Annotated in this window: 20 protein-coding genes, 1 pseudogene and 1 riboswitch; of the genes and pseudogenes, 6 read left to right on the top strand and 15 right to left on the bottom strand. The window is 47.3% G+C overall.

Annotation, left to right across the window (positions count from 1 at the left end):
- Positions 1–164: 164 nt before the first annotated feature.
- Entirely contained in the window at positions 165–557 is a 393-nt protein-coding gene (gene gcvH, locus ACEN8J_RS03835; RefSeq protein ID WP_069012484.1) for a glycine cleavage system protein GcvH, read from the bottom strand.
- Between the two features lie 392 nt (positions 558–949).
- Positions 950–1,049: riboswitch (glycine riboswitch) on the top strand.
- A gap of 176 nt (positions 1,050–1,225) precedes the next feature.
- Between gcvH and gcvT the strand changes: the two genes are divergently transcribed.
- The 3 genes from gcvT to gcvPB all read left to right on the top strand — a co-directional run bounded on the left by gcvT (position 1,226) and on the right by gcvPB (position 5,301).
- Complete coding sequence (gene gcvT, locus ACEN8J_RS03830) at positions 1,226–2,326, top strand: glycine cleavage system aminomethyltransferase GcvT (RefSeq protein WP_340886200.1); 1,101 nt, start codon at positions 1,226–1,228, stop codon at positions 2,324–2,326.
- 126 nt (positions 2,327–2,452) lie between these two features.
- Positions 2,453–3,808, top strand: a complete 1,356-nt coding sequence (gene gcvPA, locus ACEN8J_RS03825; protein WP_341071151.1) for an aminomethyl-transferring glycine dehydrogenase subunit GcvPA — start codon at positions 2,453–2,455, stop codon at positions 3,806–3,808.
- The gene (gcvPB, locus tag ACEN8J_RS03820) at positions 3,805–5,301 is read left to right on the top strand and encodes an aminomethyl-transferring glycine dehydrogenase subunit GcvPB (protein WP_029515701.1); all 1,497 of its coding nucleotides are present in this window, start codon (positions 3,805–3,807) and stop codon (positions 5,299–5,301) included. Before gcvPA ends, gcvPB begins: the two co-directional genes overlap by 4 nt.
- Positions 5,302–5,420: 119 nt before the next feature.
- On the opposite strand, the gene ptsP is transcribed toward gcvPB, so the two are convergent.
- From ptsP to ACEN8J_RS03770, 10 genes are all read right to left on the bottom strand, one after another.
- Positions 5,421–7,133, bottom strand: a complete 1,713-nt coding sequence (gene ptsP / locus ACEN8J_RS03815; protein ID WP_029515702.1) for a phosphoenolpyruvate--protein phosphotransferase — start codon at positions 7,131–7,133, stop codon at positions 5,421–5,423.
- A complete protein-coding gene (locus tag ACEN8J_RS03810) occupies positions 7,126–7,401 on the bottom strand; it encodes an HPr family phosphocarrier protein (protein ID WP_013372579.1) in 276 nt (91 codons plus the stop codon). Before ACEN8J_RS03810 ends, ptsP begins: the two co-directional genes overlap by 8 nt.
- Positions 7,402–7,511: 110 nt before the next feature.
- Complete coding sequence (gene ptsG / locus ACEN8J_RS03805) at positions 7,512–9,557, bottom strand: glucose-specific PTS transporter subunit IIBC (RefSeq protein ID WP_029515703.1); 2,046 nt, start codon at positions 9,555–9,557, stop codon at positions 7,512–7,514.
- 238 nt (positions 9,558–9,795) lie between these two features.
- Complete coding sequence (gene glcT, locus ACEN8J_RS03800; RefSeq protein ID WP_029515704.1) at positions 9,796–10,671, bottom strand: glucose PTS transporter transcription antiterminator GlcT; 876 nt, start codon at positions 10,669–10,671, stop codon at positions 9,796–9,798.
- A gap of 189 nt (positions 10,672–10,860) precedes the next feature.
- Positions 10,861–12,396, bottom strand: a complete 1,536-nt coding sequence (floT, locus tag ACEN8J_RS03795) for a flotillin lipid rafts scaffold protein FloT (RefSeq protein WP_039272892.1) — start codon at positions 12,394–12,396, stop codon at positions 10,861–10,863.
- Between the two features lie 48 nt (positions 12,397–12,444).
- Positions 12,445–12,963, bottom strand: a complete 519-nt coding sequence (locus tag ACEN8J_RS03790; protein WP_029515706.1) for an NfeD family membrane protein — start codon at positions 12,961–12,963, stop codon at positions 12,445–12,447.
- Positions 12,964–13,137: 174 nt separating this feature from the next.
- Positions 13,138–14,301: an iron-containing alcohol dehydrogenase gene (locus ACEN8J_RS03785; protein WP_069012479.1), complete on the bottom strand. Its 1,164-nt coding sequence runs from the start codon at positions 14,299–14,301 to the stop codon at positions 13,138–13,140.
- 184 nt (positions 14,302–14,485) lie between these two features.
- Positions 14,486–16,129, bottom strand: coding sequence for a UDP-glucose--hexose-1-phosphate uridylyltransferase (locus ACEN8J_RS03780; RefSeq protein ID WP_029515708.1), 1,644 nt, complete (start codon positions 16,127–16,129; stop codon positions 14,486–14,488).
- 17 nt (positions 16,130–16,146) lie between these two features.
- Complete coding sequence (gene galE, locus ACEN8J_RS03775) at positions 16,147–17,136, bottom strand: UDP-glucose 4-epimerase GalE (protein WP_029515709.1); 990 nt, start codon at positions 17,134–17,136, stop codon at positions 16,147–16,149.
- A 1-nt stretch (position 17,137) separates the two neighbouring features.
- On the bottom strand, positions 17,138–18,316 hold the full coding sequence (locus ACEN8J_RS03770) for a galactokinase (protein WP_029515710.1): 1,179 nt from the start codon (positions 18,314–18,316) through the stop codon (positions 17,138–17,140).
- Between the two features lie 219 nt (positions 18,317–18,535).
- On the opposite strand from ACEN8J_RS03770, the gene ACEN8J_RS03765 reads away from it, so the two are divergent.
- The gene (locus ACEN8J_RS03765; protein ID WP_495594242.1) at positions 18,536–19,402 is read left to right on the top strand and encodes a helix-turn-helix domain-containing protein; all 867 of its coding nucleotides are present in this window, start codon (positions 18,536–18,538) and stop codon (positions 19,400–19,402) included.
- Positions 19,403–19,528: 126 nt separating this feature from the next.
- Here the strand turns inward: ACEN8J_RS03765 and mgrA are convergent, their stop codons facing one another.
- From mgrA to ACEN8J_RS03745, 4 genes are all read right to left on the bottom strand, one after another.
- A complete protein-coding gene (gene mgrA, locus ACEN8J_RS03760; protein WP_039272878.1) occupies positions 19,529–20,527 on the bottom strand; it encodes an L-glyceraldehyde 3-phosphate reductase in 999 nt (332 codons plus the stop codon).
- A gap of 84 nt (positions 20,528–20,611) precedes the next feature.
- Complete coding sequence (locus ACEN8J_RS03755; RefSeq protein ID WP_039272876.1) at positions 20,612–21,352, bottom strand: NAD-dependent protein deacylase; 741 nt, start codon at positions 21,350–21,352, stop codon at positions 20,612–20,614.
- Positions 21,349–22,119, bottom strand: a complete 771-nt coding sequence (locus ACEN8J_RS03750; protein ID WP_069012477.1) for an HAD family hydrolase — start codon at positions 22,117–22,119, stop codon at positions 21,349–21,351. The genes ACEN8J_RS03755 and ACEN8J_RS03750 overlap by 4 nt, the downstream gene beginning before the upstream one ends.
- A gap of 14 nt (positions 22,120–22,133) precedes the next feature.
- Positions 22,134–22,940, bottom strand: coding sequence for an alpha/beta fold hydrolase (locus ACEN8J_RS03745; RefSeq protein WP_039272872.1), 807 nt, complete (start codon positions 22,938–22,940; stop codon positions 22,134–22,136).
- Positions 22,941–23,253: 313 nt separating this feature from the next.
- Here ACEN8J_RS03745 and ACEN8J_RS03740 point away from each other — a divergent pair, with 313 nt between their 5' ends.
- Both ACEN8J_RS03740 and ACEN8J_RS03735 read left to right on the top strand, forming a co-directional pair.
- Positions 23,254–24,288, top strand: coding sequence for an acyltransferase family protein (locus ACEN8J_RS03740; protein WP_069012476.1), 1,035 nt, complete (start codon positions 23,254–23,256; stop codon positions 24,286–24,288).
- Between the two features lie 176 nt (positions 24,289–24,464).
- Positions 24,465–24,704 (top strand): annotated as a pseudogene (locus ACEN8J_RS03735) (KGG domain-containing protein); the annotation flags it as partial.
- Between the last annotated feature and the right edge of the window lie 199 nt (positions 24,705–24,903).

The following is a 24,903-nucleotide window of genomic DNA, read 5'->3' as shown; positions in this document are numbered from 1 at the left end:
GTAATTACGTTTTCATAAAAAAGACAAAAAAATAGCCGCTACGTCAAATCATAGCGACTATTTTATACAAAAATCGAGCAAACTAACGATGCTCTTATTCAATTAAAAATCAATATAAAATTCCGAATAACACGCTATTATTTCATGCTGCATTGCTCTATTTATTACTCCGAAATCAACTGCTCATACTGATCCGCCGACAGTAGTTTGCCCAATGATTCCTCCACATCTTTATCCATCTCTACTTCTACCATCCAACCTTTGTCATATGGAGATTCATTCACTAGCTCAGGTGTACCTTCCAGCGCTTCATTCACTTTTAATATGGTTCCCGTCACCGGAGCAAAAAGGTCGGATACCGTCTTCACCGATTCAATCGTACCGATCTCCGCTCCCTGCTCAATCGTTACTCCCGCCTCAGGTAATTCTACAAAAACAATATCACCCAGTTGGTGCTGTGCAAAGTCTGTAATACCAATCCGCACCGTTCCATTCTCTGTCCGCTGAACCCACTCATGTTCGTCTGTATACCAAAGTTGCTGCTTCACTTCACCCATTCTGTTCCCCTCACTTCCATATGAATAAAATCGCATTTGCTCACCTGTATTAGACAGGTTAAGATTATGACAATAAGAACACTCATGTCAATAATACTAACAAAAATACTTCATATTACCTCCTATAGCGCTCTATATAAAAATATAATAATTTATAACAAACGCTTACATATCCTTATTTATATATTAAATGTTTTTTCTATTGTTTTTGATGACATTTTTATTGACATTTTGAATGAATTTGCGTATTAATGGGTTATAGCAAATACTTTGGGAAACACCCGACAACTGCAAACGCGGATGAACGCAGAGGGAGAGACTGCCAAAAAGATTCGCATAGCTGTTGCCGCTTGTGAGACAGTTGTGCACGCGAATCGGATCAAGTTGTTATCTGCAAAGCCAGGTAATATACTGCTGATCCCGAAGGTAGCGCCGAAGGAGTAAGCCTGCATTGCAGGTGAATCTCTCAGGCAAAAGGACCTCTGCCGGACGCATCTCTGGAGAGCATTCGCTATTGGAGCGGATCACCCAAGAGGAAACCCGGTACATACCGGGGTAACTTTCTGGTATCAAGGACAGAGCTGAAAAAAGAGTATAGACTGCTGTCTATACGTTTTTTTCGGCCTGTCTTTTTTGTTTAGCCGATTACACCGGATAGGAGTGGAAACATGACTAATTTGCGAAAAACACCGCTATATTCATCCTACGGGACGCAGTCTGGGGTTCGTTGTATTGACTTTGGAGGCTGGGAGCTCCCCGTTCAGTTTAGCGGCATTCAAAAGGAGCATGAGGCCGTCCGGCAACGTGCGGGTTTATTCGATGTATCGCATATGGGTGAGTTTTTGGTTGAAGGCAAAGAGGCCGAAGCTTTTCTACAAAGGGTGACCACGAATGATGTCAGCCAGTTGGAACCAGGTCAGGCACAATATTCACTCCTGTGTTACCCCGATGGAGGTGTAGTAGACGACCTGCTTGTTTACTGCAAAGGACCGGAACGCTACATGCTCGTTGTGAACGCCTCCAACATTGATAAGGATTGGGATTGGTTACTTCGTCATGTGCCTGCATCCGTTCACATGGAGAATGTGTCTGATGCAATAGCATTGCTGGCATTGCAGGGACCGGAAGCAGCACGTATTGCCGCAGCCGTGGCAGATACGGATATTACGAATCTGGCATCTTTCCACTTTCATGAGAACGTGCCATTGTTCGGAGCAAAAGCACTCGTCTCACGAACCGGATATACGGGCGAAGACGGTTTTGAATTTTACGTACCTGCCGCGGAAGCACCCGCCGTATGGGAGGGTTTGCTTCGTTCCGGTGAGTCGTATGGGCTGATTCCCGCTGGACTTGGTGCTCGGGATACACTACGCTTTGAGGCTCGGTTGCCGCTATACGGACAGGAGTTATCTGCCACAATTTCACCACTCGAAGCCGGTCTGGGTTTCTTCGTCAAGCTGAATAAAGGAGATTTTATCGGTAGAGAAGCACTTCAGCGTCAAAAAGAACAAGGGGTTCCTCGTAAATTGATCGGGCTAGAAATGATGGACCGCGGTATCCCACGCGCCCATTATCCGGTATTCGCAGAAGGACAACACATCGGTGAGGTCACAACGGGGACTCAGTCGCCCTCCTTGAAGCGTAATCTGGGCCTCGCCTTGGTGGACAGTCGTTTTAGCGCCCTCTCCACACCACTGGAGGTTGAGATTCGTGGCAAACGCCTGCGTGCCGAGGTGGTGGCAGCCCCCTTTTATAAGCGCCCACGCTGATCTTAAACTCTCCTTATTTCTATAAAGCAAACATGTCAGATATGTATTTCCGGGTTTTCATCTCACACTTTTTTATTAGCTCATTTACGGATTTAAAATTTTGCTTTTCGAAAGGAGCCAGAACCTATGAAGCAGCATCGTTATCTCCCTATGACTGAACAGGATCAAACCGAAATGCTGCGTGTGGTCGGTGTATCATCCATTGATGATTTATTCAGTGACATTCCAGAGGCCATTCGATATCAAGGGGAACTCCCTCTTTCTTCTCGACTCGATGAGAAAGCCTTAACCCGTCACTTGACCGAGCTGGCCGGACACAATGCCAATACAGACACACATGCCAGCTTTCTTGGCGCAGGAATTTATGATCATCATATTCCGTCCGTCATCCAGCACATCACTTCACGCTCGGAATTCTATACAGCCTACACCCCCTATCAGCCGGAAGTAAGCCAAGGCGAGCTACAAGCCATTTTCGAGTTTCAATCGTATATTTGCGAATTGACGGGCATGGCTGTAGCTAATGCCAGCATGTACGACGGAGCGACTGCACTGGCGGAAGCGGGCTCACTGTCCGCCGCAGCTACCCGCCGTAAACAGCTTATCGTATCGAGGTCCGTCCATCCAGAGGCACGTCAGGTATTGGCAACCTATGCACGCGGATTGAATTTGGACATCGTGGAGATCGGCTGTTCGGACGGTGTAACGGATGCTGATGCGTTAGCGGCGGCCGTATCGGAACAGACCGCGGCTGTTTTGGTCCAAAGCCCCAACTTTTTCGGAGCCGTGGAAAATCTACAGCCGATGGCTGACCTCATCCATGCACACAAAGGTCTTTTGGTCGTCAGTGCCAACCCACTGGCACTTGGCTTGCTGGAGACACCCGGCAAACAGGGCGCGGATATTGTGGTAGGAGACGCGCAGCCACTTGGCATCTCCTCTTCTCTCGGCGGTCCGACCTGTGGATACTTTGCCGTTTCTCAGGCACATATGCGCCGTATCCCCGGCCGTATTGTGGGTCAGACCACTGATCGCAATGGTAAACGCGGCTTCGTGCTGACCTTGCAAGCGCGCGAACAGCATATCCGCCGCGAAAAGGCCACCTCTAACATTTGTTCCAATCAAGCGTTGCTAGCTTTATCTGCATCTGTATACTTGTCTGTTATGGGTAGACAGGGGATCAAGGAAGTAGCCGAGCTAAATTTGCATAAAAGCCGATATGCTTTAGAGCAATTGCTGAGCTTGAAGGGCGTAACTGCCTCGTTTAACGCACCGACCTTTAACGAGTTTGCCCTGAGACTGCCTGAGGGTACAGATATGAGCAGACTCCAGGCCGAGCTGCTAGCTGCTGGATTTATCGCTGGCTACGATTTGGGCCGGGACTATGAGGAACTTGCTGGTCACATGTTGATTGCCGTGACGGAGCAAAGAACCAAAGAAGAGATTGACCAATTTGTGCACACCTTGGGGGGATTGCTATGACACATACCGGACAGGATCAGAAACAAGAGCTGTTAAAGGAACACGATCAAGCGCTCATTTTTGAATTGAGCCGTCCGGGTCGCATCGCCTATTCCCTTCCCGAGTGCGACGTTCCCCGTCGCCCGGTGGCAGAGCTTTTGCCAGACTATGCGCTGCGCAGCGAACCTGCAGCATTACCCGAGGTATCCGAAGTAGACGTTATTCGGCATTATACCGCCTTGTCCCGGCGCAATTTTGGCGTGGACAATGGATTTTATCCGCTCGGCTCCTGTACGATGAAATACAATCCGAAGGTGAATGAGGATGTCGCCCGATATACAGGCTTCGCCAAAATCCATCCATATCAGCCCGAGGAGAGCATCCAGGGTGCCATGGAGTTGCTGCATACGCTCCAAAATGATTTGGCTGCGTTAACTGGCATGGATGCCGTCACGCTTCAGCCCGCCGCGGGCGCCCATGGCGAATGGACCGGGCTGATGATGATTCGCTCATACCACGAAGCACGTAGTGAGCGACGTACCAAGGTGCTCGTGCCGGATTCGTCGCACGGAACGAACCCCGCCAGTGCAACCGTCGCAGGCTTCGAAACAGTCACCCTTCCTTCCACCCCTGAGGGGCTAGTGGATCTGGATGCGCTGCGTCAAGCCGTAGGCAACGACACTGCTGCGCTCATGCTGACCAACCCGAACACGCTTGGGCTGTTCGAGAAGCAAATCACTGACATTGCTGCCATCGTGCATGACGCGGGTGGTCTGCTCTACTATGACGGGGCGAACTCCAACGCCATCATGGGGATTACCCGTCCCGGAGATATGGGCTTCGATGTAGTGCATCTCAATTTGCACAAAACGATGAGTACCCCGCATGGTGGCGGTGGCCCCGGCGCTGGGCCTGTCGGCGTAAAGCAACGGCTCATCCCTTATTTGCCCAAGCCGCTTGTCGCACGGGATCCACAGGGGGTGTACCACTGGGACCGGGAACAGGGAGATTCTATTGGACGGGTTAAAGCCTTTTACGGGAACTTCGGTATTCTCGTCCGTGCCTATGCCTATATCCGTAGCTACGGTCCTGATGGCTTAAAGCGTGTATCGGAATGTGCTGTACTCAATGCCAATTATATGATGCATCGGCTCGCTCCATATTTTGATCTGCCCTACCCTGGACATTGCAAACACGAATTCGTGATGTCAGGGCGAGGCTTGAAAAAATTTGGAGTGCGCACGCTTGATGTAGCCAAACGTCTGCTTGATTTCGGCTACCATCCACCTACAATTTACTTCCCGCTGAATGTAGAGGAGTGCATCATGATCGAGCCCACGGAAACAGAAAGTAAGGAAACACTTGATGCTTTTGTCGACACTATGATTCATATTGCGCGGGAAGCAGAAGAGAACCCTGAGCTGGTGCTCAATGCACCATATACTACTCCAGTCACACGATTGGACGAAACTACTGCAGCCCGCAAACCTGTACTGAATTGCTCATGCAGTTGAAAACAAATTCTACTTAAAGGATGCAAAAAAGCCGGTATCTAATTAGATACCGGCTGCTGTATGTACACAGCAATTTTTTGTTGGAAAAAGATATAACCTTTGAAATGTAATACCCTTCCTTAGCCTTCGATGCTTTGAACCAATTCAACAACCTGTTCTGCTGTTTGCATGTCCAGAGCTTTTGTAGCCAGTTTTTCCATGTCCGCACGGGACAACTTGGAAATTTGACTACGTGCTGGCAGAATGGAAGTGGCGCTCATACTGAACTCATCAAGTCCGAGACCCAGCAGCAACGGAATTGCTGTTGTATCTCCTGCCATTTCGCCACACATACCAACCCAACGTCCTTCACGGTGAGCGGCATCAATAACCATTTTCACCAGACGCAGAATGGATGGATTGTATGGTTGATACAGGTAAGAAACCCGCTCGTTCATGCGATCCGCTGCCATTGTGTATTGAATCAGATCGTTTGTACCGATACTGAAGAAATCTACTTCTTTTGCGAATTGGTCAGCCAATACCGCTGTAGAAGGAATTTCTACCATGATGCCCAGTTGAATTTCTTCGGATACGGATACACCCTCAGCTACCAATTTTTCCTTTTCTTCCAACAAAACAGCTTTAGCTTCACGGAATTCGTTCAGCGTAGCAATCATTGGGAACATGATGCGCAAGTTACCATGCACACTCGCACGCAACAAAGCACGCAATTGAGTGCGGAAAATATCCTGGCGATCCAGACACAGGCGAATAGCACGGAATCCGAGGAACGGATTCATTTCTTTCGGCAGGTCCAGATAAGGAAGTTCTTTGTCACCACCGATATCCAAAGTACGGACTACAACCGGTTTACCTTCCATTCTTTCCAGAACAGTTTTGTACGCTGTATACTGTACTTCTTCGGATGGAAGCTTATCGCGTCCCATGTACAAGAACTCCGTACGGTACAAGCCAACGCCTTCACCACCGTTGTCCAGGACACCAGCTACATCATTAGGCGTACCAATATTGGCTGCCAGTTCGACATGGACACCATCGACAGAAACCGTAGCTTCGCCGCGCAGCTTGCGCCACTCTTCGCGTTGCTTGTCGTATGCCACTTGTTTAGCACGGTATTCTGCAACAATCTCTTCGGTAGGGTTCACGAATACGTGACCATCCAAACCATCAACGATAATCAAATCGCCGCTTTTAGCTTGAGACAATATATTTTTCGTTCCCACAACTGCAGGAATTTCAAGTGAGCGAGCCATAATAGCCGAATGCGAAGTACGTCCGCCGATATTCGTTGCAAAACCTTTAACAAATTCACGGTTCAGCTGAGCTGTGTCGGAAGGTGTCAAATCTTCTGCAAGCACAATCGTTTCTTCGGCAATTTCTGCAGGACTAACAAAATGAACACCAAGCAGGTGATTCAGGATCCGCTTGGTTACATCACGCATGTCCGATGCGCGTTCTTGCAAATAGGCACTTTTCATGTTTTCAAACATGGAAATGAACTGTGTAGCTACTTCATTCAAAGCATAGTCAGCATTAAGCTGCTCGTCTCTGATTTTAGCTTTAACCGGATCGATCAATTCAGGGTCATTCAAAATGAGCAGGTGAGATGCAAAAATTTCTGCTTTTTTCTCTCCCAGTTCCTTAAGCGTTTTCTCCTTAATCGATTCCAATTCGGTTTGAGATTGTGCCAAAGCCGCATCCAATCTTGCGATTTCAGCTTCAACATCACCAACCGCGCGTCTCTCTACAGCGTAATTCGGATGCTCCAAGATAAACGCCCGGGCAATGGCTATGCCTGCCGAAGCGGCAATCCCAGAAATCTTAAGCATGAACTTCGCCCAGCCCTTCGTTGACGATTACATTTTCAAGAGCTTTCAGTGCTTCGGCAGCTTCAGCGCCTTCGCAGATAATGTTAATAGTATCGCCTTGTTCCAGACCCAGAGACAATACACCCAGAATGGATTTCAAAGTTACTTTTTTACCGTTAGCTTCGGCAAAAGATTCAGCACCGCTGAATTTGTTAGCTGTATTTACCAGCGCAGTTGCAGGACGTGCATGGATACCGTCTTCATCCGTAATTCTAAAAGTTGTTTGCATAATTTGTTCCTCCCACTTTCCTAAAGATAATATTTGTTTACACGCAGTATACCGAATAATTGATCAGACGGCCTAAGCCGCCTAATCAACTAATCCGAAACACATAGAGTTTATTTTATCGTAATTATACCATCTTCGCCAGCCTTCAATACTCCAGTTTTGTTTAAAGTTACCGAAGAACCTTCAGGAAGGTTAGTAAAAATGACAGGTGAGATGATGGATTTAGCGTTTGCCTTCACGTATTCCAGGTCTACTTTCATAATAGGCTGGCCAGCTGACACAAGATCGCCTTCGTTCACCAAAACGTCAAATCCTTGACCTTTAAGCTTCACTGTATTCACCCCGATATGAACAAGCACTTCTTTACCGCCATCGGATTGGATACCAACCGCATGCTTGCTCGGGAATACATTGAATACTTTGCCGTAAACAGGGGACACAATCGTTCCATCATTTGGCACGACCGCAAAGCCGTCACCTGTCATACGTTCTGCAAATACCGGATCGGGAACCGTCGAGATATCAACCAATTCGCCGTTAACAGGCATTACAATATCTTCTACAATAATGGTTTGTTGTTCTTCTCCAGCTTCCTTCTCCTCTTGTGGAGCAGGTTGCGCCGGAGCTGGTGCAGGTGTACGTCCAGCCATGATATCAGCCATTTGAGATTTAATGGTGTCGGAACGTGTACCGAAAATTGCCTGTACATTGTTACCGACTTCAAGGACACCCGATGCGCCAAGTTGTTTCAGACGAGCTTTGTCAACGTTTGATTTCTCATTAACCTCGATCCGAAGACGTGTGATACAAGCATCCAGATGCTTGATATTCGATGAACCGCCGAAAGCTGCCAAAATGTTGTGTGGGAGCTCATCACTACTACCAGTTGCTGCGCCATCCACATTTTCTGTGGCTTCTTCACGCCCTGGTGTTTTCAAGTTGAATTTCCGTATGATGAATCGGAATCCGAAGTAATAAATAACTGCCAAAATCAGACCGACGATGATTACATACCACCAAGGCGTACGGGTTGGAATAATCCCGAAAATCAGGAAGTCAATAAATCCGCCTGAGAAGGTCATACCGATTTTGACATGTAAAATTTGCATGGTCATAAATGACAGACCTGCGAATATACAGTGTACTGCAAACAGCAGTGGAGCTACGAACAGGAAGGAAAATTCCAGTGGCTCCGTAATACCTGTCAAGAACGAAGTCAATGCTGCTGAACCCATAATACCTGCTACATATTTTTTGTGTTCTGGTCTTGCTTCATGGTACATCGCAAGCGCTGCTGCTGGCAAACCGAACATCATGAATGGGAATTTACCCACTTGGAACGTACTTGCTGTCAAAGCCACTCCGTCGCGAAGCTGGCTGAAGAAGATCTGCTGGTCACCGTGAACAGTTTGACCTGCTTTGTTAACATATTCACCAAACTCAAACCAGAACGGTGAATACCAAATGTGATGCAAACCAAATGGAATCAGCGCGCGTTCGATAACCCCGAACAGGAACGCCGACAAAGTCGGGTTGGAATACACCATAAAGTGAGATACTGCGTTAAGTCCTTGTTGAACTGGAGGCCAGATCAGAACCAGTGCTAGTCCGACAATAAGTGAGGATACCGCCGTTGCAATTGGAACGAAACGCTTACCCGCGAAAAAGCCCAGATACGAAGGAAGCTCAATTTTGAAAAAGCGGTTGTACATGGCTGCGGCCAGTATACCGATGATTATCCCGCCGAACACCCCGGTTTGAAGCGTTGGAATTCCCAACACGTTCGCATAACCCGGTATTTTTTGAGCAATCAGACCAGGTGTGACACCCACGGCTGTACCCAGAGTAATGTTCATAACGAGGTAACCGATGATGGCAGCCAGACCTGCTACACCTTCACCGCCCGCCAGACCGACGGCTACGCCGACTGCGAACAACAGTGCCAGATTATCAAAAACGATTTGTCCGGCATTCATCATGATCGTCGCAACCGATTGAACCCAGCCCGCATTTAATGCCGGAATATACTGGAGAAAATCAGGATTGACCAGCATGTTACCGATACCCAATAAAAGCCCCGCAGCTGGCAAAATCGCTACAGGAAGCATTAATGCTTTACCGACACGCTGTAAAACGCCGAAAAGCTTTTTAAACATACCTTCCACATCCTTCTCTGAAATTTAGAACAGAGGCAAAACAACAAAAAAGGCATGAGCCGATTTAAGTATGTTTGAAAACAACCTTGGGATATAGCTTACCCCAGTAGGCTGTAAACAATCATAACTTAAAACAACTCATGCCTGATCGAATCAGTAACACGTTAAATGTTCAGTTGTTGTCTTCCTCATTGCAAAATTGATTATAGCACCCCACTAAATGCGAGGCAATACTTTTTTATTCCGGTTTTATCACTTTTTGTTGCTCCCCCTGCTCTTTGCGTTGGGACAACCGCTGCAGATGCATTGTCAAATAACTAACCTCAGCCGGATAAACAGGTTTACGTAGCCTTTTCTCCATAATCTTCGTCAGTTTCCAGGACAGCATATACATTTCTGGATATTCTTCATTCAAAAGCTTGTCCAATCGATAAATCTCCTGCACAATCTCTCCCCGGCGCACACGTTCAATCGCAAACCTCAGATGAGTCAGCAGTCGAGAATAATCAAGGGATTGGAGAGGAATTCGATAATCCAGTGTCGTCTCGACAACCTGAACCATATCAGCAATCAGACGAGAATCCTTCCTAACCTCGGAAATATGCTGGTTTGTCATGGCGCTATAAATATGCAGGGCCACGAATCCGATTTCATCTTCTCCCAGATCTACATTCATCTTATCCCTGATTAAAGCAACAGCCTGCTCAGCCATCTTGTATTCCTGAGGATATATTTCCCTAGTCTCATACAAAAACGGATTATGAATCGTAATTCCCTGTTTATGACGGTTGATGGAAAAAGCGATATGGTCAGTTAAAGCAATCAGAATGTGCTCATTTAGAGGCTTCTTTGCTTGAAGCTGAACAAGATGAAGCACCTCACCGATGACCTCGATGAGCTTTTCATCCAGCTCAGGAAGCAACCGTTTGTATTGCTCCTGTTCTTCATGGCTTTTTAATATAAATAATTTTTCAACTGAATCCAACGGCATAAGATCGCCGGGTCTGCGATTGAAACCGATTCCTTTTCCAATCACGACAACCTCATCATGCTCGGGGTGCATTCCTATAATCACATTGTTATTCAGCGCTTTGGCCACTTTTAGGCTGCTCACATCCGCACCTCTTTTATCAGAACCTTGATCCTAAGAATTATAGCATGAAGCTCAGAGGAATCCACGTTAAAGTACCAAATATTCGGCTAAAGGTCAATAAAAAGAAAACGCTTTTCATCACATTGCCGGAAAATGCTGTGATGAAAAGCGGTCTTTTGGTTAGGGATAGAAGCTCCCAAAGACTTATCGTTATTCTTTATCTGTTAGTGCTGCCTCCACCGAGGCTGGAAGAGGCTGCTTGTTCGCTTCACCGGAGGACGGCACGGAATGAAGGCCTTTTTTCCCAGTGGTCAGCCCCTTGATTAACTGCTCCACATCAATACCAGATACACTTTTCAGCATCTCGGGCGCCGTAGCCATCAATTCGGTGACATAATTGCTGACACGCGCTGCTCCTTCTCCTTTTCCCGTATCAACTACGGTGAGTTTATCGATGGACGCAATCGGTTCGGCAATACGTCCAGCCAGCTCAGGCAGCATTTTTACGATAATATCGAGCACGGCAGCCTCTCCAAACTTCTGGAACGCCTCCGCCAGTTTTTCCTTGGCCTCCGCTTCTGCAAGTCCACGCAAACGGATGACATCTGCGTCTGCCGTACCTTTGGCGCGTTCGGCATCCGCTTCTGCTTGCCCGTTTAGACGTTTTTGTTCAGCTGACGCTTTAGCCTGTGTCTCAATCGAGTATTGCAGTGATTCAGCCTCACGCATTTTACGCGATTTATCTGCTTCCGCCGCTTGTTCGACCGCATACCGATCGGCTTCTGCCTTCTTTTTCACTTCCGCATCATATTGCTTTTCACGTACCTGTATTTCCTTGGATTGAAGGTCAATTTCCCGTTCTTTGCGCACCAGCTCGACCTTCATCTGCTCCTCGACGGCAGTCTGCTTGGCACGGGCCTCCTGGATGTGATAAGCCTGATCGGCTTCTGCCTTCGCTGTATCCTGTTCTTTTTTAAACGAAGCCACTTTCAGTTCTTTCTCTTTGGCTGCCTCGGCAATGTTGGTATCTCGCAGCAGTTCGGCCTTCTGGCCTTCCTGTTCCGCACGCGCCTTCTGAATCCGGGCATCCCGCACAGCTTCTGCTTCCGCAATCTCAGCATCCCGTTTCACAGCGGCAATTCTCGGCTTACCAAGCGCATCCAGATATCCGTGCTTATCACGCACATCTTTGATGGTGAATGAAACAATTTGCAAGCCCATTTTTTTTAGATCACGAGCAGCCACGCCCTGTACTTCCTGCGCAAACCGATCCCGATTACGATATACTTCCTCCACTGTCATCGAGCCGAGGATTGCGCGTAAATGCCCTTCCAGCACTTCCTGAGCCTCTCCCCTAAGAGCCTCCAGTGGCTTCCCGATGAACTGCTCGGCTGCTGTAGCCACATCTTCAATAGAACTGCCGACCTTGATGATCGCCACACCATCCGCAATCACGGGAACTCCTTGCTCCGTATACACTTCCGGTGTGGTTACGTCCAGTTTATGGGACAACAGAGAGATGAATTCGGACTGCTGGAAAATAGGCCAAATGAAGGCCCCCCCGCCGCGTACAATTTTAATTTTACGTCCAGAGTCATCCTCGGAAATATTTTTATTTCCCAGAAAAGAACCCGTCACGATCATCCCTTCATCCGGCCCTACCGTTTTGTAGCGGGCCCAAAAAGCGATCCCTAATATGACGATAACGATAACAACAATCCCAGGGACCAGCACAATATCTTGCAAATTTGACACTCCCGATCACGCTCCCTTCAAGTTAAGCGATTGCGCCGTCTAGGTGTCCAGGTACGCTACGCGGACGACGCCCTCTGCGACCTCAACCACGACGATACGGGTTCCCGCAGCAAGCGGTTTGTGATCAAAGCTCGATGCTGTATGTATGGTGTTGCCTGCACCCAAGCGGATCATAACCTCCCCGTAACCAACCTCAGGAACAGGAATGGTGACCTCACCAATCCGGCCAGTCAGCTCACGCATGGAGAAGCCGCTGGATACCTCCGAATTCGCCATGGGTTTGATAAACGCAAAGAACACGAGTATTCCGATGACAAACGAAATCCCTAAAGCAAGCACGACGACCCATCCCGTGCTCAGCCCGGTATACTTTGTCAGCAGTACTCCAGCTCCGCCAAAAGCGGTCATGGCTCCAAGTAAAACGACAGGTCTGAACCAGTCAAGGCCCGGCAGCTCCAATGCACCATCCAGCCAACTACCGAGTACATCCCCGATCAGCACACTGACCACGGTAAAGATAGCGCCCCCTGCCAATAGCCACCAAAATATGGTTTCCATGCGACTCCTCCTTCCATGTACCTTTTCAGTCTGGTTTCCAGTCTATAACTATGTTTACGTATTCAACCTAAAAAAGTTTCAAAATTTTCCTCCAATATCCCAAATCAAACCCAAAAAAGCACGTTCGTACGTCTAATGACGCACAAACGTGCTTTAAATGATACAAATGTCGTTTTACAGGGATGCTTTGTAAATTTCGACTACATCTTCGCGATTGAGCTTGTTAAAGCCACCAAAAGATCCGAATTTCACAGCTTTATCAGCCATAACATCGATTTTGGACGCATCAATCTCGTAATCAGCCAGACGGCTTGGTGCACCAATCGAGTTCCAGAAATCACGCAACGCCTGAATACCTTCCAGCGCCACTTCCTCATCACTCTTGCCTTCTGGGTTTACATGGAACACATTGACAGCCAGTTGTTTGAAGCGTTCAGGCTTCACATGCAGATTGTGTTTCATCCAGTTCGGGAACAGAATAGCCAGTCCTCCACCATGTGGAATATCATAAACAGCAGACACCGCATGCTCGATATTGTGAGTAGCCCAGTCACCTGTCAGCCCCATGTTCAGGAAGCCGTTCAGCGCCATCGTACCACAATACATAATTGTTTCACGCAGCTCGTAGTTTTCCAGATCGTTGACCAGACCTGGAGCCGCGTCCATTACCGTACGCAAAATCGTTTCGCACCAGCCAAGTTGGACCGGAGTATTGGATTCCAGATGGAAATAATGCTCCAGCGTGTGTGACATCATATCTACGATTCCGTAAACCGTTTGATTTTGCGGCAGTGAGTATGTGTTCACTGGATCAAGAATAGAAAACGCAGGGAACGCAAATACGCTGCCCCAGCCCAATTTTTCCTGTGTTTTTTCATTTGTAATAACAGAACCCGCATTCATTTCAGAACCAGTGGCTGCCATAGTTAAAACCGTACCTAATGGCAATGCTGCCTGTGGTGCCGCTTTACGCTCTGCAAAATCCCACATGTCGCCATCATATTTTGCACCAACAGCAATGGCTTTGGAACAATCCAGCACACTACCGCCTCCTACAGCCAGAACGAGGTCGATTTGATGTGTTTTACACAATTCCACGCCTTTATGTACTGTAGATAAGCGAGGATTCGGTTCCACACCAGCCAGTTCCGTTACCTCTGCACCGATTTCACCAAGCAAACCTATTACATTATCATACAAGCCGCTGCGCTTAATGCTGCCGCCGCCATATACAAGCAATACACGTTTACCATATTTAGGAACTTCACGCTTGAGAGCCTCCAATTGTCCTTTACCGAAGATCAATTGTGTAGGATTATAAAATTCGAATGCTTTCATCGCAAACGCTCGCCTCCAATAGTTCTAAAGTTTAATATTAAGAAACTACTCTATTATAACCTTTTCGGTTACAGGAAACAAATCTGCTTTGTTTTCAGAAAAAAACCACACTCCTTGAGGAGCATGGTTCCATGTCATATCTTGGGAGGGTTCTCGTAGTATAGTATGTGCTTCGCAAGCAATTTTATTCTCCCAAAGTATATCCCAATTGTTTCATAAAACGACCAAAGGCCTGCTGTCCGGACGGATTCCGTTTATATACTCCTGCATGCTCTAAAATTTCACTGAATTTCAGTCCAACCTCATTTTGTATGGTACGAACAGCCGTCTCCTTGTCAGGCAAACGACCGAACCGAGTGTTTAACTGGTAAATCCAGTCTGCATGCTTAAACAGCGGATGTCCTTCTTGCTGTACAGCCACAGCCAGTTTGTCATCCCCACACAAAATATCTGCAATTCCATCCAGTTCATCCTTGAGCCGCCCCGGTAATATGGCAAGTCCCATAACTTCGATCAGACCGATATTTTCCTTCTTGATGTGATGCATCTCGCGGTGAGGATGAAAAATACCTTCCGGGTACTCTTCACTCGTTCGGTTGTTGCGCAGTACGAGATCCATCTGATACCTGCCTTCGGAATCACGGCGCACAATCGGCGTCACAGTATTATGCGGAATCGTTTCCCCCTCTTGCTCTGTATGAGAGAGGACATCAGCTACAGGATCACTATAAGCTTTCCAGGCTTCAAAAGCAGCATTTCCCGCTTCCAACAGCGCCTCGGCATCTGTTGACGTAAAACGGATGACCGACATCGGCCAATTTACAATCCCTGCTGTAACCTGCGGGAACGCTTCATTATGGTATACGCCGTCCACACCCGCTTTTTCAATTGGGAATGTATGACGACCACCCTGAAAATGATCATGGGTCAGAATCGATCCGCCGACAATCGGCAGATCCGCATTGGAGCCAATAAAATAATGCGGAAACGCTTTCGTAAAGGCCAGTAATCGGCGCAGTGTATCCTTCGTGAGCTTCATCGGTACATGATTATGATGGAACACGATGCAATGCTCGTTGTAATACACATAGGGTGAATATTGAAAAAACCACGGTTCCCCATTCAATTCCACCGGAATGATACGCAAATTTTGACGGGACGGATGATTTACTCTTCCTGCATATCCAACGTTTTCACGGCATAATTGACACTTGGGATAAACAGGCGGCGGCAAAAGCTTCGCCATCGCAATTTCCTTGGGACTTTTTTCTGGCTTGGACAAATTAATCGTAATTTCCATATCTCCGTAAGATGTCGACTGATTCCAGTACACATTGCTGGCAACCCGATCCATTCGGATGTAGTTCGAATCGATAGATAATTGATAAAAAGCATCAGTCGCCGCCTCTATGCCACGTTCAGCCTCCGTTTGATGAAAGTCACGGATGACTTCAGATGGTCTCGCCATCAGTAGTCCCATAATTTTGGAATCCAGCAAATCACGATACGTATCTGTGTTTTCGGGGATAAGGCCTATGGCAAAACCATAATCTATCAATACATTAAGCACAGGCTGGAGGGCTTCAGGGGCCATAATGCCCCCTACATCCCTACCTGAATAAGGCTCGGAAAAACCAAACTGATCCAATAACAAATTACGGCTGTAATCTGTGTCTTGCGGACCGACCAAGCCCTTATTTTGTGCGAATGCAACCAGTTGCTCCACCGCATATAGAGCCGACTGCTGTACAGTTTCGTCGATGTCATGGGCCAGATGCCGGGAATGTTCCCGGCCTTGGCCTTTATCTGCAGATTGGCGCTCGCTCATATGTCATCGTCTCCCGTCTATTCGTCGCCGTAGCCGTGAGGGTGCGACTGATGCCATCCCCATGCTCCGCTAATAATATCCTCCAGTTGGGTACGCGCTGGACTCCAGCCCAACACCGAACGAGCCTTGTCAGAAGATGCAACCAATATCGCTGGATCGCCTGCGCGGCGAGGTTCTGTCACAACTGGAATCTCGAGCCCGGTGACCTTGCGTGCTGTCTCAATTACTTCTTTCACAGAGAAGCCCTGTCCGTTGCCCAGATTGAACACGTTGCTGTCATTCCCTTCGCGCAAATAATTTACTGCACGCACATGAGCATCCGCCAGATCACTTACGTGAATGTAATCCCGAACACATGTGCCGTCAGGTGTCGCATAGTCCTCACCAAACACAGCGATGTGTGGACGCTGTTTCAAGGCTGTCTGGAGCACCAATGGGATCAGATGACTTTCTGGTCGGTGATCTTCGCCGATCTTGCCGCTCTCATGCGCACCAGCCGCATTAAAATACCGTAAAGACACATATTTGATGCCTAAAACTTTATCAAACCACGACATCATGCGCTCCATCATCAGCTTTGTTTCACCATACACGTTGGTTGGCTCTGTACGGTCACCCTCTTCAATCGGCACCTTTTCCGGTTCGCCGTAGGTAGCCGCAGTAGAGGAAAATACAATTCGGCGCACTCCGGCATCTTTCATCGCCTCCAACAAGCTCAGCGTGCCAAATACATTGTTGTCGTAATATTTACCAGGATTTTGCATACTTTCTCCAACCAGCGAGTTGGCTGCAAAATGGATAACTGCATCGATACTATTTTCAGAGAACAGTTTGGACAGTAATTCTTTATCCCTCAAATCCCCTTCATACAACTTGCCCCCAAGCAACGCTGCTTTGTGCCCTGTTTGCAAATTATCCAGCACCACAACTTCTTCTCCCAGATTCAACAATTCTGCTACGGTATGTGAACCGATATATCCAGCTCCACCTGTTACTAAAATGGCCATGTTATTCGTCCTCCTTCAGTTCTTTAACTCCGTCTCCTGCCTTGCATACATAAAAGCTGGCTTCCAGCCCTGTGCGGGTCTGATAAGCTTCGCCGACTTCCTTCACAAAACGTTCAACATCGTCCTCATGAACCAACGAAACCGTACACCCTCCAAATCCAGCTCCCGTCATACGAGCACCCAACGTGCCAGGAATGCGTCGGGCTTCTTCAACCATGACGTCCAGCTCCGTGCAGCTGACCTCATACAAATCGCGTAATGAATCATGAGAAGCATTCATTAACTGACCAAAAGCTGCAAGTTCATTCGCCGCGAGAGCATCGACAGAGGCCAATACACGAGCGTTTTCCTCCACCACATGCTGTGCCCGCCGACGCACTGTTTCGTCCGTGATGTGGTGCTGAAGCTCTCCGAAACGCGTCTCATCCAGCTGAGCGAGGTATTCCAGTGACGGCTCCTGCTGCTGCAAAATGGACAGTGCTTCGGCACATTGGCTACGACGCTCGTTATAGGCCGAGTCCACCAAACCGCGACGCTTATTTGTATTGCCGATCACCAACTTATAATCTCCCGTACGGAATGGAACTTTGCGGTAATCCAACGTATCGCACATCAGTAGAATTGCATGATCAGCTGCTCCGTTCGCTACAGCGAACTGGTCCATAATGCCGCAATTGACACCAACGTAATTGTTTTCTGCTCGCTGGGACAACAAAGCGATTTCGACCGTATCTGTTTTCTGTTTTTCAATAGTGAGGAACGCGTATCCTGTAACAACCTCAATGGAGGCTGAAGAGGATAATCCAGCACCGTTCGGTATTTCTCCGTGATAGAGCAGGTCATATCCCTTAGACGGATAAACTCCCTTATCAGCTAGCTCTACCAACACGCCCACCGGATAGTCCACCCACTCATCCGTTTTGTTTTTACCTATTTCTCCGCGGGAGATAGATACTTCATACGACAGGTTTGTCGAAGCAAAATGAATCTCATCATCATTACGCGCACGAAGGATCAGCGTCGTTCCAAATTCCAGCGCAGCCGGGAGTACATAACCACCATTATAGTCGATATGCTCTCCAATCAGATTGACACGTCCAGGTGCATGAAATATCCGCAGTTCATTGCTGCTTTCACCATATTTTTTAATAAAATGTTTCTTTAATTCAGTAGAGTTCATATCCGCATCCACCTCGTATACCGTTAGTAAAGGCCACCTGATTTCCCTGTAACATCTTAATCAGGTTGACATCTCTTATGATTTCAGTATAAATGAAAGCGTCACACAATGTAATGCATCCATGTGTTTAAGCTATGGATAAATGTGACTTGGATATGTACAATGTAAGTATACCGCATACGCTAAACTATTCACAAATGCAGGAAGGATGACCCTATTTTGCAAACGCATTCATATATTTATGCTGTCGCCTCTAATCCAGTGTTTTATGAAAATAGCCCACTGCATGTGCTTTTTGCAGGAGAGAGCCAAACCAAATCCGGTCATGCCGTAGGGCCGAAAATCTATGATTACTATCTGCTCCACTTTGTAGAATCGGGAAAAGGCATCTTCCGAACGGAACAGCACACATATCAGCTTGAAGTAAACGATTTTTTCCTTATCCATCCTGGTCAGCTGGTGAGCTATACCTCTGATGAAGAGGAACCGTGGCGTTATCGTTGGTCTGCGTTTACTGGACACCATACTGAGCAGGTGGTGCAGGAAGCAGGGTTGCGTGTTCACCAGCCTGTCTTCCATGCTTCCGATCAAAGTCCAATCCCCGGTTATTTGAAGCAAATGCAATTGGCCTTTTATAGCAGAAAATCTAGTTCTCATTTATCAGCCTTGGGCTATTTGTATCTGATTATGGGGGAAGCAGGCAATTACCTGAGCGACTGGACTGATCCGTCCGGGGCGGATTCACAAATTCAACGTACAGTCAAGCAGATGGTGCAATATATGTCCACTCAGTACGCACATCCCGTTTCCATTGAGCAAATGTCTGAAGGACTTGGTTATAACCGTGCGTATTTGTCACGGATATTCAAAAAGGAAACGGGCATCTCCCCCGTCACCTATCTGCTTAAGCTAAGAATTGACAAATCACGTCAACTGCTGCGTGAGCGTCCTGAACTATCGGTAGAGCAGGTGGCCGCTTCGGTCGGACTAACTGATGCCTTATATTTCTCACGTCAATTCAAGCGCTTCTGTGGTCAGTCTCCAACCGAGTACCGAAGCAAGGTTAAGCAGTATCCACAGTCGTAAAACAGACTTAAACAGCCCGCATCCTTTAAACGGATACGGGCTGTTAATTTATATTGTATAAGAGAACACGAAATTAGGCCGATGACTACAAATTAACTTTCGCCATTAGGCTGTGCCGCCGTCCTGTCAGTTCCCGGCATTCAGAATCGAATCAATCCGATCCAGTTCCTCCTGAGAAAAGTCCAGATTGGATAAAGTAGCAACATTTTCTTCAATTTGGCTTACACGGCTTGCCCCAATCAAGACAGAGGTCAGACGTTCGCCGCGCAGAGCCCAGGCCAGCGAGAATTGAGCCAAACTTTGTCCGCGTGCAGCAGCCATCTGATTCAGGGCGCGTACCTTGCGAAGTGTCTCTGGCGTCACATGGTTCTCATTCAGGAAAACCGATGTACTCGCTGCACGTGAATCCTCAGGAATTCCGTTCAAATATTTATTGGTCAGCAATCCCTGCGCCAGCGGGCAAAAGGCAATGCTGCCTACCCCGTTTTCGTCCAGTACATCTTGTAATCCATTTTCAATCCAGCGGTCAAGCAAGGAGTATTTCGGCTGATGAATCAGAAGCGGTGTTCCCAGTTCCTTCAGAATGCGAGCTGCTTCCGCTGTTTGCTCCGCACTATAATTGGACACACCCACATACAGCGCTTTGCCAGAACGTACGATATGATCCAGTGCTCCCATCGTTTCTTCCAGCGGCGTATCAGGATCAAATCGGTGAGAGTAGAATATATCGACATAGTCCAGCCCCATCCGCTTCAGGCTCTGATCCAGACTAGATATCATATACTTGCGAGATCCCCAGTCTCCATAAGGCCCTGCCCACATATTGTAGCCCGCTTTGGTGGAGATGACCAACTCATCCCGGTACGGTTTCATATCACTGGCTAAAACTTGTCCAAAAAATTCCTCAGCTGATCCCGCAGGAGGGCCATAGTTATTAGCTAAATCAAAATGCGTAATTCCCAGATCAAAGGAGCGGGTAATCATGCTACGGCCATTCTCCGCGTTGTTAATCCCGCCAAAATTGTGCCACAAGCCCAGCGAAATAGCGGGCAGTTTTAGACCTGATCTCCCTGTACGGTTATATTTCATACTTTCATAACGATCTTCGCCAGCTAAATAAACCATGCTATCCCAGCCTCTCTCGAAACATTGTAATGTCCATCACAACATCATCATAGCGCTTTTATCCAGGCGTTGACAAGAAAACGATTACAAACCTAATTGATGAGCAAGTTTTTCCATAACTTTACCGATTGGATCAGTGATTAAAAGATCCGCCTTATGATCATACGAGGTCGGATCTGTATTCAACAGCACCGTATGTTTACCACGAAAATAAGTAATCAAGCCCGCAGCGGGATGTACTGTCAGCGACGTTCCTCCAATTAACAGCAGATCAGCCTGTGAAATAGCCTGAACGGATTGAATAATGGTATCCTGATTCAGCTCCTCCTCATATAAAACGACATCCGGTTTGATAATTCCTCCATCTATCGGACATTTGGGTACAACCTCAGAGCTGTTCATCACTTCATCTAGACTGTAAAAGCGTCCACATTCCATACAGTGGTTGCGATGTACCGAGCCATGAAGTTCTAGTACATTCACACTACCTGCAGCCTGATGTAAACCGTCAATATTTTGGGTCACAACCGCTTTTAGACGGCCTTGTTTTTCCAATGACGCGAGGAAATGATGACAACCGTTCGGCTCCGCATCGGGATGCAGCATTTTGCTGCGATAGAAGTCGAAGAACACCTCAGGATGCTTCACAAAAAATGAACGGCTCAGCATAACCTCAGGGGAATAAGGCAATTTCTCCTCACTTTGATACAGGCCTGCTGCCGAACGAAAATCCGGAATACCGCTTTCCGTCGATGTGCCTGCTCCGCCGAAAAAAACAACATTCTGCGATTGCTGTATCCATTCCGCCAACGTATTAACTTTCATACCCTACGCACCTCCAGTTCTTCATATCCACGAACAACCTTATCCGCATCCAGTAAATGACCAGAACGTTCTGCTTCTGGCGCAAATCCAATAGCGAGCCGCACTCCGGCACGCTTGCCCATCTGCATGTCCCCATTACTGTCTCCGATGACTACCACGTCCGCCGGCGACAATCCTAGTAATGCGCAGGCTTTTTCAGCCATTTCCGGGTCAGGCTTACCGTATGTAACCCTATCATGTCCGATAATCTCGTCAAAATAAGATGTCAGCCCCATCCACTCCAAATGCTCCTGTGCAGCCTCGGTACTGTCAGAGGTCACAACTGCCAGCTTCAGCCCGGCATGGCGGCTTTGCTCCAGCAATGTCCGCAATCCTGGAAACACCTTCGCTGCCCGATGTCGCCGAATATCAGCCATCGCCGTTTTATTAAAGTCGCGGACAAGCCGCACAGCCTCATTCCACGGTACACCAGCAGTATAAAGCTGCCAAGCCAGTACCCCTGTACTTTCGTCCACCGTCCCCACGGCCAGCGGGCCAGAAGGATCGTAACCGATCACACGGCCCTCCTGATCGTGAACAGTACCTAGAACGGTACCTTTTTCCACCGTAAAACCGGCACCCGCCACGGCAAGATGCTGCTCCATCATATCCAGTATAGAACGAGCCCAGGGGCCCCACAACTGAATAAAATCCAGCAACGTTCCATCTTTATCCAATAGAATACCACGGCATGGGTACCGCTCCCCCTGCACGATCAGCTCAGACATGCAGCATACCTCCTTTACTGATTCTTAGGAGCCACATCCACACTTTCTTTCATCCAGTCCTGTAAAGCCGTTACCGTCTGATTCCATTGCTCGACAGCGCTAATTTTTGCAGGATTATCCCCTTTTTGGGCACCATAACTGCCGAATTGAGCATGATTACCCCCTTCGACTGTAAAATACAGCGTGTTGGCTGGTAAATAAGTTCTACCACTTTGGACATTTTCCATCTGGACGACTCCATCATCACTTCCCAGTAGAGAAATAACAGGCAGATTTTTATCCTTTAAATTTCCTTTGTTATCCGGGTAGGAGGCAAGGAAAAATACACCTTTGACCTGATCAGGATGCGCAGCTGCATATCGGGCCGCCATCACTCCACCTAACGAATGACCTCCAATAACAAACGCTTCTTTCGGATATGCCTTTAGCACTTCATTCGCTAGATCCGGGGAGATCAATGCAAGGTTGAGTGGCATTTTTGCAATAATCACATGATGACCCTTTTCCGCCAGACGGCGTGCCAAAGGCGCATAGCTTTCGGGCTTCACCAACGCCCCTGGATACAAAATGACTCCAGCTCCGCTTCTTTTTACAGGCTCAAAACCAACCCAATGTTCTTGTTCATTTACTTTCACAGCATCCGCTACTTCGGCTAATGCAGCCGCCGCCGTCTCGTCAGGCTGATAAGGCGTAAATACCTTCCATGCTCCCCACCCTGCTATCAGTGCAATAATAATCAGGATGCCTAAGAGAACTTTCCATATTCTCCGAGGACCACGTGTCCCATATGAATTGTATGATCTTCTTGTTCTTCTTCTCATTGTAAAAGTCCCTTTCGTCTTTCGTACCTCGTAATTCGTAATTTGAATATAAAATGTGCCGCTGTATTCTCAGCGTAACTATAGCCTTGTTAGGGTAACATCGTTGCACATACAGGGTCAAATCAGCATACATTTCCAGGTATTAGCCCGTCTTTGTCTGGTGTTCAAGCTTTCGCCACACAATAAGGTTATGATAACGCTTACTATTGTGAATAAAATCACAATGATAAAGTCCAGAGTATCGTACCTTGTTCCTTGTAAAGAATTATTTTTTAAATAGTTTATTCGGCAGAAGCCGCTCGGAGGGAAACACATGACGACAAGCCATGATGTACAAGGGGAAAGCTTCTTTCTCAATTTGCGATTTCTGTTGATCATATGCGTATTTGCAGGAAATGCTCTGGAACCTCTAGTCGGTTCATTTCATATTGCTCAACAATGGTTCAGCTGGATATTCATGTTTCATATGCCGTTGTTTGTACTCGTTACAGGCTACTTTGCCCAAACATCTTTGACCGGATCTGCAGGCCGAAAAGTTCTGCTTCAGATCGGTATGCAATATCTTATTTTTCAATCGCTCTATTCGATCTTGGATGTTGCGCTCTTCCACGTTCCCCATATCCATCATTCGTTCTTTGCTCCTTATTTGCTACTCTGGTTCCTTGCCAGCCATATCTGTTGGAGACTGCTAATGCTGTCTTTTCAGAAAATACCACCTGTCCTCCAATTGGGTATATCCGTGCTGCTCGGTATCCTCGTCGGGTATCTCCCTGTGGATGGTATATGGCTGAGCGTATGCAGAACCTTTGTTTATTTGCCTTACTTTGTAGCAGGTTATCATTTGAATTATGCGGACGTTCGGCGGTTCTTCACAGCTCCAGTCCGCATAATCGCTGGCTTTATATCTCTTCTGCTTATGGTACTGGCGGGAACGTCGTATTTCGACATCCCGGCAGGCTGGCTGTATGGCAATATGACTTACGGTGAATTGGGCCATACCGAATGGTACGCAGGAATTTACCGCATCGGCATTTATGGAGTTCAATGGATAGCATCCATGGCGTTCCTAAGCTTTGTTCCAGCTGTCACAGGACGTATAACCGAGATGGGAAGACGGACACTATATGTCTTTTTACTGCATGGCTTGATCGTCCGTACCGTCGTTGCGAAGGGAGTCTACGAATATATAGACACTCCAGTGGAAGTCATGTTGATTGTGGTGTGTGCTGCTGGTCTGTGCTGTATGTTGACCATGCCTTGGGTTCGAACTGCAACACGACCTCTGATTGAGCCACAGGTAGAGTGGATGCTAAGGCCAGCTCCTTATCCTTTTAGACGGTCCGCGTAATTTTTTTATCCATTTTTTATTTAACATTGAACACGCCACAACCCACTTACAGACCAACATGTGAGCAAGTCTACCCCCTCTTTACTCCACTTGGAGCCTGTTTCATACAGGCGTGACGTGGTAAGTAAAGGATGCGCGCAACAAAAAACAACTTTTTTATTAAGGAGTGATTTGTAATGGCACGTAATCAAAATCAGGGGAAAATGAGTCGCGAAGAGGCAGGTCGTATGGGTGGAGAAGCTACTTCCAAGAAGCACAATAAGGAATTTTATCAGGAGATTGGTAAAAAAGGCGGGGAAGCAACTGCAAACTCTCACGATAAAGAATTTTATCAGGAAATCGGCAAAAAGGGTGGCGATGCTACAGCTGAGTCGCACGACAAAAATTTCTACAGAGACATCGGTCGTAAAGGTGGCAGAAATTAAGGTGTAATGTCCTCTTCCGCTCTCCTTTAACATATAAACAAGCTGAGCCCATCTGCTTTATTGCGGTATGGGCTCTTTCATATTTTCCCTGATACACAAACCTATCAGTATAGATATTTCTAATAGATTCAAATTAAAACCTCTTCTAAATGCAATATATAGACAAATAAAACTGCTCATGTCTATATAT

The sequence above is a fragment of the Paenibacillus sp. Paensp38 genome (genome assembly GCF_059491915.1).
Note: the sequence above shows the minus strand (reverse complement) of the source record. Positions and strands in the feature narration are given on the sequence as shown.

Excerpts from the sequence above, each read along its gene's own strand:
- gcvPA (WP_341071151.1), top strand. The coding sequence starts at position 2,453 with ATGAAGCAGCATCGTTATCTCCCTATGACTGAACAGGATCAAACCGAA.
- ACEN8J_RS03810 (WP_013372579.1), bottom strand. The coding sequence starts at position 7,401 with ATGCAAACAACTTTTAGAATTACGGATGAAGACGGTATCCATGCACGT.
- ACEN8J_RS03755 (WP_039272876.1), bottom strand. The coding sequence starts at position 21,352 with ATGAAAGTTAATACGTTGGCGGAATGGATACAGCAATCGCAGAATGTT.
- ACEN8J_RS03745 (WP_039272872.1), bottom strand. The coding sequence starts at position 22,940 with ATGAGAAGAAGAACAAGAAGATCATACAATTCATATGGGACACGTGGT.
- galE (WP_029515709.1), bottom strand. The coding sequence starts at position 17,136 with ATGGCCATTTTAGTAACAGGTGGAGCTGGATATATCGGTTCACATACC.
- mgrA (WP_039272878.1), bottom strand. The coding sequence starts at position 20,527 with ATGGTTTATTTAGCTGGCGAAGATCGTTATGAAAGTATGAAATATAAC.
- gcvPB (WP_029515701.1), top strand. The coding sequence starts at position 3,805 with ATGACACATACCGGACAGGATCAGAAACAAGAGCTGTTAAAGGAACAC.
- ptsP (WP_029515702.1), bottom strand. The coding sequence starts at position 7,133 with ATGCTTAAGATTTCTGGGATTGCCGCTTCGGCAGGCATAGCCATTGCC.
- gcvH (WP_069012484.1), bottom strand. The coding sequence starts at position 557 with ATGGGTGAAGTGAAGCAGCAACTTTGGTATACAGACGAACATGAGTGG.
- ACEN8J_RS03750 (WP_069012477.1), bottom strand. The coding sequence starts at position 22,119 with ATGTCTGAGCTGATCGTGCAGGGGGAGCGGTACCCATGCCGTGGTATT.
- ACEN8J_RS03785 (WP_069012479.1), bottom strand. The coding sequence starts at position 14,301 with ATGAAAGCATTCGAATTTTATAATCCTACACAATTGATCTTCGGTAAA.
- ptsG (WP_029515703.1), bottom strand. The coding sequence starts at position 9,557 with ATGTTTAAAAAGCTTTTCGGCGTTTTACAGCGTGTCGGTAAAGCATTA.
- gcvT (WP_340886200.1), top strand. The coding sequence starts at position 1,226 with ATGACTAATTTGCGAAAAACACCGCTATATTCATCCTACGGGACGCAG.
- ACEN8J_RS03780 (WP_029515708.1), bottom strand. The coding sequence starts at position 16,129 with ATGAGCGAGCGCCAATCTGCAGATAAAGGCCAAGGCCGGGAACATTCC.
- ACEN8J_RS03790 (WP_029515706.1), bottom strand. The coding sequence starts at position 12,963 with ATGGAAACCATATTTTGGTGGCTATTGGCAGGGGGCGCTATCTTTACC.
- ACEN8J_RS03770 (WP_029515710.1), bottom strand. The coding sequence starts at position 18,316 with ATGAACTCTACTGAATTAAAGAAACATTTTATTAAAAAATATGGTGAA.
- ACEN8J_RS03740 (WP_069012476.1), top strand. The coding sequence starts at position 23,254 with ATGACGACAAGCCATGATGTACAAGGGGAAAGCTTCTTTCTCAATTTG.